The following is a 12,240-nucleotide window of genomic DNA, read 5'->3' as shown; positions in this document are numbered from 1 at the left end:
AGTTGGCATTTATGAAGGCGGTGTCGCCTTGCAATTTAAGGTTAGAACAGCGCGGTAGAAATGCCAGCAAACGCAGGGATCAGGGCTATAAACTGGATCAGTTTGTGATCGCAACGGCAAAAAATCGGTGATTGGGCGCAGCGCAAAGCTGCACCCGGGAGGTTTATTTACCGCACAGCGCCTGGGTGCGCTCAACAATCGGCTGCAGACTCATCATCTGGCCCGTATGCGCCTTGTCTTCGGCCTGAATCACGCTAATCGGCTGCGCTTTAACCTGTTTGTTTTTAAACAGCTGGTCGGCGATGTCGTTCAGCGGGTATTGCATCAGCGTGCTCGGGTTGATGGCAAACATAGCACCATCTTTCTCGCAGGTCAGCATCACCTCTTCACGGTTAAACGGCCACTTCTCTTTCCCGATCTCAAAGCGGCTGACGGTAATGATTTGTGCCGCCAGCGCCTGGCCGCATACGGATAACAACAGGATTGCGGGGATCACTTTCTTCAGCAACATAACTACCCTTTTCTCTCTTAAATCACATTCAGGCTGGTGACAGCGTAGCAAATACGCTCACCAGCCCAACCACGCCACACGCCAGCAGCAGTTCAAGCTGCGTCATGCGAATAAATTTTTGCTGCGTCCCGCTACCCGCCAGGCGGAAGCGCGGCACCAGCCAGTATCGATTAATCAGCGCCACCAGCACCATCAGGGCAACCAGCAGCACCTTGCACAGCAACAACACAATGTAGCGTGAATCGTGCCACATGAGTGGCCAGCCTGCGATCATCACACTGTTTATCACACCACTCAGCAGCGTTAGCGCTACAGCCAGATGACCATAGCGCGAAAACCGCATCATGGTACGAATCGCGTCAGTGCGTCGATCGATCTGGCGCGCCTCGCGCATCAACAGCAGCAAGGGCAACAATCCGCCCACCCAGAACGCCGCCGCAATCAGATGCATTGCCTGGTTAATCTGCTGAAGCAGACCGGGCAATCCATCACGCATCGCGGCATGACCTATCAGGGCCATGCAGGCAAGTTGCAGCAGGCCCGCCAGCAGTAACACCTGCTGACGCAGCTTTCCGGTCAGTAATAGCGCAACAAAGCCCATAACGCCGAAAATGATTTCCCACTGCCACACCGCACCAAAATGCGTGTCGAGCACCGCCAGCCAGATGTCTAAATCAGCAAGATTCGTGCTGTCGCCGCTCATCAGCACATTCTGGCAGGCCAGCATCAATAGCGCACTCAGCAGCGCCAGCCAGGCGCTCCCCTTCAACAGCGGATTTAATCGTCGCGCCAGCAGGGGTCGATAACGTTTGGGTGCCAGCAGTGCGCTGTAACAGGCGCTGCCGGTCAGCAGCATCACGGCAGCGAAATGCAGTCCGCGCAGCAGGATCCAGAGGGTGGTCACCGGGTTACTTCACGCTAAAGCGATAGCTTCCTGCGGTTTTATGTCCATCCACCGACAGCACATGCCAGTTGACCTGATAACTGCCCGCTTTCAGCGGCTGAGAAAGGCCGACAATCAGGCGATTTTTCTGCCCCGATTCAACGCGGGCTTTGTCGATCGCGACAGGCTTGCTGGCACTGTCCAGCAGCGTGACGCCGCTAAACGCCGCTTCAATATCTTCACTGAAGTTCAGCGTCAGCGCATCGGGGGATGTCGTCACCTGCGCTTTAGCTGCGGGTGCGGAAGACTGGAGATGCGCATGCGCTGCGGCCAGCGAGCTGAATGCCATTAGTCCGGCTGCCGCCAGCGCAATAACCATGCGGGAAATGGGTTTTTTCTGCATAAGATCATCCTTTTAACCGCCGCCAGGGCGATAAACCTGGCAAAAGGATACGCTGCTGGTTTTGCACTGTCGAGGCCAGCGATGCGATCCTTATCCTTGATTCATACCGCCGAAAACATTACTTTTGCCGGCTATCGTCAGGAGAATATTATGAGCCATAACCTTGCCGTGCTGTCCCAGGAAGAGAAAGACAAGATCAATGTCGATTTGGCGGCAGCGGGCGTGGCGTTCAAAGAGCGCTATAACATGCCGGTTGTTGCCGAGATGGTGGCGCAGGAGCAGCCCGAAGCGCTGCGTGACTGGTTTCGTCAGCGTCTGATGCAATACCGCCAGGCATCACTCAGCCTGTCGCGCCTTCCTTATGAACCGAAGATGAAGCAATGATGTTCCGCGTTATCGATACCGAAACCTGCGGTCTGCAGGGCGGCGTGGTAGAAGTCGCGTCCGTGGATGTGGTCAACGGTCAGATTGTGAATCCAATGAGCGATCTCACCCTGCCCGACCGCCCTATCAGCCGTCAGGCGATGGCGGTGCATCGCATTACCGAAGCGATGGTCGCTGGTAAACCGACCATTGAAGAGGCGATCCCGCGCTATTACGGCAGTGCTTTCTACGTGGCGCATAACGCCAGCTTTGATCGCCGGATGCTGCCGGAGATGTACGGTGAATGGATCTGCACCATGCAGCTGGCGCGCCAGCTCTGGCCGGGCATTAAATATGGCAACCAGGCACTGCGTCATTCGCTGAAACTGGATGTGACGCCGCCTGCTGATCTGCATGCGCACCGCGCGCTCTATGACTGCTATGTCACGGCGGCGCTGCTGATTCGGATTATGGAGGTCTCCGGCTGGGGTGCTTCCGAGATGATTGTGCGTTCACAACCGGCGGCCCAGCGCGACGACATTCTGCCGTTCGGTAAATATCGCGGCCAGGCAATTGCGGTGATTGCGAGAAAGGATCCGGGCTACCTGAAGTGGGTGCTGAATAATGTCAGCGATCTGCGCCCGCCATTGCGGCAGGCGCTGAATAAATACCTGTCGGAGTCTCAGTAATCCTGAGCGGGCGGCAGGGTGCCCTGCGCCAGTCCCAGCAGGAAGGTGTATTCCATCGCGATACCTTCGTAGGCTTTGTAACGCCCCGACTTGCCGCCGTGACCGGAATCCATATCGGTGCAAAGCAGCAGCAGGTTGTTATCCGTTTTCAGCGATCTCAGCTTCGCCACCCACTTGGCCGGTTCCCAGTACTGCACCTGTGAGTCGTGCAGGCCGGTGGTGACCAGCAGGTGGGGATACGCTTTCGCCTCAATGTTGTCATAGGGGCTGTACTGGCGGATGTAGTGGTAGTACTCAGGATCGTTGGGGTTGCCCCACTCGTCATACTCACCGGTCGTCAGCGGAATCGACTCATCCAGCATGGTGGTAACCACATCCACAAACGGCACCTGCGCCACCACGCCGTGGAAACGCTGAGGTGCCAGATTAATTACGCCGCCCATCAGCAAGCCGCCTGCACTGCCGCCCATCGCATAGAGCCGTTCCGGGTGGCCGATGCCGCGCGCCACCAGCGCATCCGTGACATCGATAAAGTCGGTGAAGCTGTTCATTTTATTCAGCAGGCGACCGCCGTCATACCATTGCTGTCCCAGCTCACCGCCGCCGCGCACTTGTATCAGCGCATAGACAAAGCCGCGATCCAGCAGGCTCAGACGGCTGACGCTGAAATCGGCATCCATGCTGCTGCCGTAGGCGCCATACCCATAGACCAGCATCGGGTTCTGACCGGGCTGATAATGTTTGCGGTGATAGACCAGCGACACCGGTACTTCGGTGCCATCGCTGACTTTGATCCAGTGATGCTCGCTTTTGTAATCTTCCGCGTTAAAGCCTTTAACCTGGCTCTGCTTCAGAATGCGGCGTTCGCCGGTATCCATATCCAGTTCAAACAGCGTGGTCGGCGTGGTCATCGACGAATAGCCGTAGCGCAGTTTGCTGGTGCGCGGCGTCGGATTGTACGCCAGCCAGGTTACATAGGTCGGATCGTCAAAGGCGATGCCGCTGGTCTCGCCGCTGGCCCAGTTAATCTGTCGCAGGCTGGTTAAGCCGCGCTGGCGCTCCTCAACCACCAGCCAGTCGCGGAACAGCTGGAAATCCTCCATAACCACCTGTTCCCGTGCCGGGATCAGCGTTTCCCAGCGAGTCTCATCCAGATAGCGACTGCGATACAGCCCGAAGTTTTTGCCTTCGCGATTGGAGCGAATGAAGAACTGATGATCGTAATGGTCGATGCTGTATTCATGATCGCGACGGCGCGGCAGAAAGACATGTGGCTGTGCATCGGGGAAGTTCGCATCGATCAGCTGAATTTCGCTGGTGTTGGTGCTGTAGAGCGCAATCATGATGAACTGCTTGGAGGTGCTCTTGTGCACGCTGAGATGATAGGTGTCATCCTGCTCTTCGTAGACGAGCTTGTCTTCCGACTGCGGCATACCCAGTTCATGTCGCCACACCTGATACGAGAGCAGCGTCTGCGGATGTTTCTGCACATAGTAGATCGTACGGGAGTCGTTGCCCCAGGCGAAGCTCGATGAGGCGTTACTCAGCACTTCAGGATACCAGCTGCCACTCTCCAGGTTGCGGAACCGGATGCCGTACTGGCGTCGCGACAGGAAATCTTCGGCCAGCGCCATGACCCGGTTATCGGGGCTGATGTGCAGCGCGCCCATCGTGTAAAAATCGCTGTGCGAGGCGCGCTGGTTGGCATCCAGCAGCAGACTCCACTCGCCAGACTCCTCGCTTGCTGCCGGTTGCCGGTAATAGGCCGGATATTCGTTACCGCTCTGATAGCGGCTCTGATAGCGGTAACCGTTTTTCACATAGGGCACAGAGTGATCTTCCGGCGGCAGCCGATCGATAATCTCTTTTAATACCCGGTCCTGCAGCGGCTGCTGCGATGACATGATTTTTTTGCCGTAATTGTTTTCGGCACGCAGGTAATCAAGGACTTCGCTGTTTTCACGTTTGTCGTCGCGCAGCCAGTAATAATCGTCAACGCGCGTCTCGCCGTGCAGCGTCATCTCATGGGGAATTTTTTTTGCGATGGGTGCTTTCATCCATCCGTCTCCATCAACGTAATGATCTGTAAGCGTAACACTTCGGCAGCCGGAAGCCAGGTATGACGAGAGAAGCTGCCGCTGGCCAATCACTTCGTGTGACCAGCCAGCGGACTTCAGCCAGGATTAACCGGCAGGCAGACGGGCTTTTTCAGCCTCAAGATCCTGCTGGATGCCGTCGCGGACATCCTGAGGAATTTTCAGCGCGTCGCCCAGCGCGGAGAGATAGCTGCGTTCCATGAAGTGATCGACGTCGATAGCGGTACAGCTCAGGAAGTAAAGCTCCAGCGCCTCTTCCTCATTTTTCACATCGGCGGCCAGCCACTGCGGGTCCAGCGGGCGGTTCATCGCTTTCTGAATCAGCTGTTCTGCATCCTGGCCGTAACCGGACTGATGAATATTCTGCTCAATGGCTGCCCGCTCCTGATCGTCGATGTGTCCGTCACTTTTAGCGGCAAACACCAGCGCCGTGACCAGACGTTCAGCGCGCTGGTCTATGGGCGTCTGAGCCACGCCAAAGTCAGGTTCATTCTGGTGCGCTTCGCTGACCTGCTGCTTATATTTGTTCCACAGCACCGCACCAGCGGCCGCGCCACCACCAATAATCAGCGCTTTGCCGCCATATCTGGTCAGCAGTTTGCGTGAAGACTTACTGGAGACCAGCATGGCGGCCAGACCGCCCAGCGCACCCGGTGCCAGCATGTCACTTAAGCCGCCGCCCGATTTGCCTTCACCGCCCTTCTTTGCCAATACCGACTGAATCTGTTGCAACCAGTTATTCATCATTCACTCCTTTCAGGATGTCAGCCCGCTATCCTGACCAAAAGCTTGTCAGGAAACGTCAGAGCGGGAAAAGTACGGCAAAAAGCAGTGTCAAATGGACGAAAGATGAGAACGCAAACGTTTTCGTTTATACTTGCGCGCGAATTTTGACTGCTTAGGTGAATGTATGACGACTCTCGGAACAGCGCTGCGTCCGGCGGCGACGCGTGTAATGCTATTGGGTTCAGGTGAACTGGGTAAAGAGGTGGCGCTGGAGTGTCAGCGTCTGGGTGTGGAAGTGATTGCGGTGGATCGTTACGCCGATGCCCCGGCGATGCATGTCGCCCATCGCAGCCATGTGATCAATATGCTGGATGGGGCAGCGCTGGCTGCGCTGATTGCCGAAGAGAAGCCTGATTTTGTGGTGCCGGAAATTGAAGCCATCGCCACGGATACGCTGGTTGAGCTGGAGCAGCAGGGCCAGCGCGTGGTTCCGACCGCCCGTGCCGCAAAGCTGACCATGAACCGCGAAGGCATTCGCCGCCTGGCGGCTGAAGAGTTGTCACTGCCCACTTCACGCTATCGCTTTGCCGACAGCAAAGCGCGTTTCGATGAAGCCGCGACCGAAATCGGCTTCCCATGCATTGTAAAGCCGGTGATGAGTTCATCCGGCAAAGGCCAGAGCTTTATCCGCGACGCCAGCCAGCTGGAGAAAGCCTGGGACTATGCCCAACAGGGTGGCCGCGCCGGTGCCGGTCGCGTCATCGTCGAAGGCGTTGTTAACTTCGATTTTGAGATCACCCTGCTGACCATCAGCGCCGTCGATGGCATTCACTTCTGTGCGCCGATTGGTCACCGACAGGAGGATGGCGACTATCGTGAATCCTGGCAGCCGCAGCAGATGAGTGACCTGGCGCTGCAGCGGGCGCAGGATGTTGCCGCGCAGGTGGTGAAGGCGCTGGGCGGTTATGGCCTGTTTGGCGTTGAGCTGTTTGTCTGCGGTGATGAGGTGGTATTCAGTGAAGTGTCGCCACGTCCCCACGACACCGGGATGGTGACGCTGATTTCACAGGATCTGTCAGAGTTTGCGCTGCACGTGCGGGCGTTCCTGGGTCTGCCGATTGGTGGGATTCGTCAGTATGGTCCATCGGCATCTGCCGTTATCCTGCCGCAACTGACCAGCCAGAATGTGCAGTTTGTAAATGTCGAAGCCGCACTGGGGGCCGGTCTGCAACTGCGGCTGTTCGGCAAGCCGGAGATCAGCGGGCTGCGTCGTCTGGGCGTCGCGCTGGCCAGCGGTGACAGCACCACGCAGGCGATTGCGCGTGCAGTTGCCAGCGCAGCGGCGGTTACGGTTCAGGGGTAAAGGTGTGCGGTGAGCAGACGCTCACCGCCATCACTTACTTCGCGCCTTCGACAGCTTCGCGAGCCAGGCGGGTGATGCGATCCCAGTCGCCCGCTTCCAGCGCATCGTTAGGCACCAGCCAGGAGCCGCCGATGCACAGCACGCTTTTCAGCGCCAGATAGTCACGGTAGTTGGCCGGAGAGATTCCGCCGGTCGGACAGAAACGCACCTGCGGGAAAGGTCCGCCAATCGCCTGCAGCGCTTTCACGCCGCCATTTGCTTCTGCCGGGAAAAACTTAAACTCGCGCAGACCATAGTCCATACCGGTCATCAACTCAGAAACCGTGCTGATTCCCGGAATCAATGGAACCGGGCCTTCAACCGCCGCTTTCAGCAGCGATTCCGTGACGCCAGGGCTGATAACAAACTGTGCACCGGCATCGGTCACTTCCTGTAACTGCTGCGGATTAATCACTGTGCCCGCACCAACAATCGCATCCGGCACTTCTTTGATCATCGCACGCAGTGCATCCATCGCTACGGGCGTGCGCAGCGTGACTTCCAGCACTCTGACACCGCCTGCCACCAGCGCTTTCGCCATCGGCACAGCATGTTCCAGTTTATTCACCACGATGACCGGCACCACAGGTCCGGTGGTCAGAATCTGTTCAGCACTCGTTTTCCAGTTTTTCATCAGTTCCCCTTGCTTGATAACACCGGGATTGTGGCCCGGTCATGGAGCATCGGCTCCTGCCCTGTAAATTGCGTCACTACCATACATGATTCGCTTCCTGAGCGTCTATCCTCCTGCGCCCATTTTGAAACGGCAGTTCAGTTTTATTCGTATCCGCTGGCCCGGTTTAAAGGCGAAAAAAAAGCCCGCGTGGCGGGCTTCATCATCACTTCAGTTATTCAAACTCGTTCCACGAGCGACCATCGCGGGTGATCATCGCCACCGAGGCCACCGGGCCCCAGGTGCCAGCCTGATACGGCTTGGAAGAGTCACCATCTGCCGCCCATGCGTTGATAATCGAATCAACATAGGTCCATGCGGCTTCAACTTCATCGCGACGCACAAACAGCGCCTGGATACCGCGCATGCTCTCCAGCAGCAGACGCTCATAAGCATCGGCAAGGTGCGACTGGTTGAACGTCTCGGAGTAGCTCAGATCCAGTTTGGTGGTCTGCAGCTTGTGCTTGTGATCGAGGCCTGGCACTTTATTCAGGATCTCGATATCCACGCCCTCGTCCGGCTGCAGACGAATGGTCAGCTTGTTCTGCGGCAGCTCTGAGTAGGAATCTTTGAACAGGTTCATCTCAGGGTTTTTAAAATAGACCACCACTTCGGAACATTTGGTCGGTAAACGCTTACCGGTACGCAGGTAGAACGGCACGCCTGCCCAGCGCCAGTTGTCGATATCGACACGAATCGCGACGAAAGTCTCCGTAGCGCTCGTTTTATTGGCCCCCTCTTCTTCCAGGTAGCCCGGCACTTTTTTACCCTGTACAAAGCCCGCGGTGTACTGACCGCGTACGGTTTTCTCACGCACGTTGGTCTGGTCGATGCGGCGCAGCGAGCGCAGCACTTTAACTTTTTCGTCACGGATGCTGTCGGCACTGAGATCGGACGGCGGCGACATGGCGATCATGGTCAGAATCTGCAACAGGTGGTTCTGAATCATGTCACGCATCTGACCCGCTTTATCGAAGTAACCCCAGCGGCCTTCAATACCCACCTCTTCGGCCACCGTGATCTGCACGTGGTCGATGGTGCGGTTATCCCAGTTATTCACGAAGATAGAGTTCGCAAAGCGCAGCGCCAACAGATTGAGCACGGTCTCTTTGCCGAGATAGTGGTCGATACGGAATACCTGGCTCTCATCGAAGTATTCACCAACGCTGTCGTTGATCTCCTGCGAGGTTTCCAGTGAGGTACCGAGCGGCTTCTCCATCACCACGCGCGCCGGTTTCGCATTCAGCTTCGCGGTGCCCAGTCCCTGACAGATCGCGCCAAAGGTGCTCGGCGGCATTGCAAAGTAGTTAATGGTGGTGCGGTTTTTCTGGTCCAGCATCTTGCCCAGTTTCGGGAAGTGCGTGGTGTCGTTAACATCGAGGTTGCAGAAGTCGAGACGATTGCTGAGTTTGTCCCACAGCGCTTCGTCAATCTTCTCCTTCATGAAGGTTTCCAGCGCTTCACGTACCACTTTGGTGTATTCCGCTTTGTCCCACTCGGCACGGCCGACACCAATAATGCGGGTTTCCTCGTGGATCTGCCCCGCTTTCTCTAACTGGTACAGTGAAGGCAACAGTTTACGGCGTGCAAGATCGCCTTTGGCACCGAAAATCACCAGATCGCATGCCTGGGCTGTTTGTGTTACCGCCATTTTCCTCTCCTCGTTGCAGGATAGTCCGGTGGTGATGCATCCTCTGCCACCGGGTCCAGGTTATTATTTTCTTTCAGCACAATGTACTTTTTTCCCCGCGCCAGGTAAACCGACTCGCCGGGTCAACCGCATTAACTCTGTACCGGATGCGCTGCACGCATGTGATGACACGTGCGGATTGCCGGTTTTTTCTGTGTCTGCTGGTGTCAGGAAATCTGGCACCGGTCAAAGTATCCCAAAAAAAAGCGCCATCGGCTTGTCCGCCGTTGCGCCTGTCGGCCGCTGACGCGATATAGTCTCTGTTAATCGGCGCTGACGACAGTGATAATTGAAATTGATAAAAGCGATAATGGTCATCGGCTTATGAATATGCTGGAAAAAATTGAGGCGCAGTTCGCTGCGCTGAGCAAAGCGGAACAGAAAGTCGCCCGGCAGATTCTGGCTGCCCCCCAGGCGGCGATGCACTCCAGCATTGCGACGCTGGCAGGCGTTGCCGGCGTGAGTGAACCCACCGTAAACCGATTCTGCCATCGCCTGGGCGCACGCGGCTTTCCCGACTTTAAACTGCAGCTGGCGCAGAGCCTGGTGAAAAGCAGCAGCTGGGTCAGCCGGGGTGTGGAGGATAACGACAGTGTGGAGGACTACAGCCACAAGATCTTCGACTCGGCGCTGGCTGGACTGCAGCGGGTGCGCGACCAGCTGAACAGCACGCAGCTGCAACAGGCCGTCACCCTGCTTGCGCAGGCCGATAAACTCGCCTTTTTCGGGCTGGGGGCATCCGCGGTCGTGGCGCATGACGCCTTTACCAAATTTCTGCGCTTTAATCTGCCGGTCATCTGGTCGGACGATATTGTGATCCAGCGCATGAGTTGCATAAATAGTCGAGCCGGTGACGTTTTTGTTCTCATTTCACATACTGGGCGCACAAAAAATATGGTAGAACTGGCTCGCCTGGCCCGTGTAAACGGTTCCACCGTTATTGCCATCACCTCTCCCGATTCACCCCTTGCCCATGAAGCAGCGATAGCTTTAGTGCTTGATGTACCGGAAGATACGGATGTCTATTTGCCGATGGTGTCGCGCCTGGCGCAGTTAACCGTGATCGATGTGCTGGCGACCGGTTTTACCCTGGAACGGGGTGCCCCCTTCCGGGAAAACCTGAAACGCGTCAAAGAGGCGTTGAAAGCGTCGCGTTATGAAAAGAACACCCTTCGGGAAGAGAGTGATCAGCAAAAAAATTAACATCACATTTACAATGTGAGTCGTATCACAACCCGTCGATCATATAGAATAGATAACCATGCTGTGTCCACAGACCCGGACACGCTTAAATGTTTACGGAGTCCCCGATGTCAAGACGTCTCAGAAGAACCAAAATCGTAACAACCCTCGGCCCGGCCACCGATCGTGATAATAACCTCGAAAAAATCATCGCTGCCGGTGCGAACGTTGTACGACTCAACTTCTCTCACGGCACGCCAGAAGACCATCAGCTACGTGCCGACAAAGTGCGTGAGATTGCCGCAAAACTGGGCCGCCACGTGGCTATTCTCGGTGACCTCCAGGGTCCAAAAATTCGTGTTTCGACCTTCAAAGAAGGTAAAGTTTTCCTGAATATCGGCGACCGTTTTCTGCTGGATGCCAGCCTGGGTAAAGGCGAAGGCGATAAAGAGCGCGTGGGTATCGACTACAAAGGTCTGCCTGAAGATGTGGTGCCGGGCGATATCCTGCTGCTGGATGATGGCCGCGTGCAGTTGAAGGTGCTGGAAGTTCAGGACACGAAAGTCTTCACCGAAGTCACTGTCGGCGGCCCACTGTCGAACAACAAAGGCATTAACAAGCTGGGCGGCGGCCTGTCAGCTGAAGCGCTGACCGAAAAAGACAAGGCAGACATTATCACCGCCGCTAAGATCCGCGTCGATTATCTGGCCGTCTCCTTCCCACGCTGTGGCGAAGATATGAACCTGGCGCGTCGTCTGGCGCGTGAAGCGGGTTGTGACGCTAAGCTGGTCGCTAAAGTGGAACGTGCCGAAGCGGTTGCCAGCCAGGAAGCGATGGATGACATCATTCTGGCATCAGACGTGGTGATGGTTGCGCGTGGCGACCTGGGCGTTGAGATTGGCGATCCGGAACTGGTCGGCATTCAGAAAGCATTAATTCGTCGTGCCCGTCAGCTAAACCGCACCATCATTACCGCGACGCAGATGATGGAGTCGATGATTACTAACCCGATGCCAACCCGCGCAGAAGTCATGGACGTGGCTAACGCCGTGCTGGATGGCACCGATGCCGTGATGCTCTCTGCAGAAACCGCAGCGGGTCAGTATCCGGCAGAAACCGTCTCAGCGATGGCGAAGGTCTGCCTGGGCGCGGAGAAGATCCCAAGCGTCAACGTCTCTAAACACCGTCTGGATGTGCAGTTCGACAACGTTGAAGAAGCGATCGCCATGTCGTCCATGTACGCCGCAAACCATTTGCAGGGCGTTACTGCGATCATCACCATGACCGAGTCGGGCCGTACTCCGCTGATGACCTCACGTATCACGTCGGGCCTGCCGATCTTTGCGATGTCCCGCCATGAACGCACGCTGAATCTCACTGCACTCTATCGCGGTGTGACGCCAGTGTTCTTCGACAGCAACAACGATGGTGTCGCGGCCGCACACGACGCGGTTAACCTGCTGCGCGATAAAGGTTTCCTGGTTTCAGGCGATCTGGTTATCGTGACCCAGGGTGATGTGATGGGCGCCACCGGCACCACTAACACGACCCGCGTGCTGCGCGTGGATTAATTGCGCCCGCGTTTACATTGTCGGTGTAGAATCAACGACGCGACTGCCTGG

The 12,240-nt window shown here is 56.4% G+C and carries 12 protein-coding genes; 5 read left to right on the top strand and 7 right to left on the bottom strand.

All coding sequences use genetic code 11. The features are described from left to right. Positions 1 to 163: 163 nt before the first annotated feature. The 3 genes from IV493_RS07075 to copC are packed head-to-tail and all read right to left on the bottom strand — an operon-like array spanning position 164 to position 1,797. Complete coding sequence (locus IV493_RS07075; RefSeq protein ID WP_195857974.1) at positions 164 to 511, bottom strand: YebY family protein; 348 nt, start codon at positions 509 to 511, stop codon at positions 164 to 166. Positions 512 to 539: 28 nt separating this feature from the next. Then, positions 540 to 1,415 carry a copper homeostasis membrane protein CopD gene (copD, locus tag IV493_RS07070; protein ID WP_195857973.1) on the bottom strand — a complete coding sequence of 292 codons (876 nt, stop codon included), beginning with the start codon at positions 1,413 to 1,415 and terminating at the stop codon, positions 540 to 542. Between the two features lie 4 nt (positions 1,416 to 1,419). Next, positions 1,420 to 1,797: a copper homeostasis periplasmic binding protein CopC gene (copC, locus tag IV493_RS07065; protein WP_033783309.1), complete on the bottom strand. Its 378-nt coding sequence runs from the start codon at positions 1,795 to 1,797 to the stop codon at positions 1,420 to 1,422. Positions 1,798 to 1,947: 150 nt separating this feature from the next. Between copC and IV493_RS07060 the strand changes: the two genes are divergently transcribed. Both IV493_RS07060 and exoX read left to right on the top strand, forming a co-directional pair. After that, on the top strand, positions 1,948 to 2,181 hold the full coding sequence (locus IV493_RS07060) for a DNA polymerase III subunit theta (protein WP_033733020.1): 234 nt from the start codon (positions 1,948 to 1,950) through the stop codon (positions 2,179 to 2,181). Continuing rightward, complete coding sequence (gene exoX / locus IV493_RS07055; RefSeq protein ID WP_033783311.1) at positions 2,181 to 2,849, top strand: exodeoxyribonuclease X; 669 nt, start codon at positions 2,181 to 2,183, stop codon at positions 2,847 to 2,849. Before IV493_RS07060 ends, exoX begins: the two co-directional genes overlap by 1 nt. Here exoX and IV493_RS07050 read toward each other — a convergent pair. Next, positions 2,843 to 4,906: a prolyl oligopeptidase family serine peptidase gene (locus tag IV493_RS07050; RefSeq protein WP_013358157.1), complete on the bottom strand. Its 2,064-nt coding sequence runs from the start codon at positions 4,904 to 4,906 to the stop codon at positions 2,843 to 2,845. The genes exoX and IV493_RS07050 overlap by 7 nt on opposite strands. 126 nt (positions 4,907 to 5,032) lie before the next feature. Beyond that, complete coding sequence (locus tag IV493_RS07045; protein WP_195858159.1) at positions 5,033 to 5,689, bottom strand: tellurite resistance TerB family protein; 657 nt, start codon at positions 5,687 to 5,689, stop codon at positions 5,033 to 5,035. Between the two features lie 166 nt (positions 5,690 to 5,855). Here IV493_RS07045 and purT point away from each other — a divergent pair, with 166 nt between their 5' ends. Beyond that, on the top strand, positions 5,856 to 7,034 hold the full coding sequence (gene purT / locus IV493_RS07040; RefSeq protein ID WP_195857972.1) for a formate-dependent phosphoribosylglycinamide formyltransferase: 1,179 nt from the start codon (positions 5,856 to 5,858) through the stop codon (positions 7,032 to 7,034). A 34-nt stretch (positions 7,035 to 7,068) separates the two neighbouring features. Here purT and IV493_RS07035 read toward each other — a convergent pair whose 3' ends face one another. Beyond that, positions 7,069 to 7,707, bottom strand: a complete 639-nt coding sequence (locus IV493_RS07035; protein WP_010258674.1) for a bifunctional 4-hydroxy-2-oxoglutarate aldolase/2-dehydro-3-deoxy-phosphogluconate aldolase — start codon at positions 7,705 to 7,707, stop codon at positions 7,069 to 7,071. A gap of 214 nt (positions 7,708 to 7,921) precedes the next feature. Continuing rightward, positions 7,922 to 9,397: a glucose-6-phosphate dehydrogenase gene (gene zwf / locus IV493_RS07030; protein ID WP_013358160.1), complete on the bottom strand. Its 1,476-nt coding sequence runs from the start codon at positions 9,395 to 9,397 to the stop codon at positions 7,922 to 7,924. A 363-nt stretch (positions 9,398 to 9,760) separates the two neighbouring features. On the opposite strand from zwf, the gene IV493_RS07025 reads away from it, so the two are divergent. Together IV493_RS07025 and pyk are read left to right on the top strand one after the other, a co-directional pair. Next, positions 9,761 to 10,639, top strand: coding sequence for a MurR/RpiR family transcriptional regulator (locus IV493_RS07025; RefSeq protein ID WP_187266204.1), 879 nt, complete (start codon positions 9,761 to 9,763; stop codon positions 10,637 to 10,639). Positions 10,640 to 10,746: 107 nt separating this feature from the next. After that, on the top strand, positions 10,747 to 12,189 hold the full coding sequence (gene pyk, locus IV493_RS07020) for a pyruvate kinase (RefSeq protein ID WP_013358162.1): 1,443 nt from the start codon (positions 10,747 to 10,749) through the stop codon (positions 12,187 to 12,189). Positions 12,190 to 12,240: the final 51 nt, after the last annotated feature.

Origin of the sequence: Pantoea sp. SM3640, from assembly GCF_015654165.1 — a bacterium.
GTDB classification, from domain to species: Bacteria; Pseudomonadota; Gammaproteobacteria; order Enterobacterales; family Enterobacteriaceae; genus Pantoea; species Pantoea vagans.
This window is presented reverse-complemented; position numbering and strand designations above follow the sequence as displayed.

Bases quoted from the DNA above. Each gene is read 5' to 3' on its own strand.
- IV493_RS07050 (WP_013358157.1), bottom strand. From the start codon at position 4,906: ATGAAAGCACCCATCGCAAAAAAAATTCCCCATGAGATGACGCTGCAC.
- IV493_RS07025 (WP_187266204.1), top strand. From the start codon at position 9,761: ATGAATATGCTGGAAAAAATTGAGGCGCAGTTCGCTGCGCTGAGCAAA.
- zwf (WP_013358160.1), bottom strand. From the start codon at position 9,397: ATGGCGGTAACACAAACAGCCCAGGCATGCGATCTGGTGATTTTCGGT.
- IV493_RS07035 (WP_010258674.1), bottom strand. From the start codon at position 7,707: ATGAAAAACTGGAAAACGAGTGCTGAACAGATTCTGACCACCGGACCT.
- exoX (WP_033783311.1), top strand. From the start codon at position 2,181: ATGTTCCGCGTTATCGATACCGAAACCTGCGGTCTGCAGGGCGGCGTG.
- IV493_RS07045 (WP_195858159.1), bottom strand. From the start codon at position 5,689: ATGAATAACTGGTTGCAACAGATTCAGTCGGTATTGGCAAAGAAGGGC.
- IV493_RS07060 (WP_033733020.1), top strand. From the start codon at position 1,948: ATGAGCCATAACCTTGCCGTGCTGTCCCAGGAAGAGAAAGACAAGATC.
- pyk (WP_013358162.1), top strand. From the start codon at position 10,747: ATGTCAAGACGTCTCAGAAGAACCAAAATCGTAACAACCCTCGGCCCG.
- IV493_RS07075 (WP_195857974.1), bottom strand. From the start codon at position 511: ATGTTGCTGAAGAAAGTGATCCCCGCAATCCTGTTGTTATCCGTATGC.
- purT (WP_195857972.1), top strand. From the start codon at position 5,856: ATGACGACTCTCGGAACAGCGCTGCGTCCGGCGGCGACGCGTGTAATG.
- copC (WP_033783309.1), bottom strand. From the start codon at position 1,797: ATGCAGAAAAAACCCATTTCCCGCATGGTTATTGCGCTGGCGGCAGCC.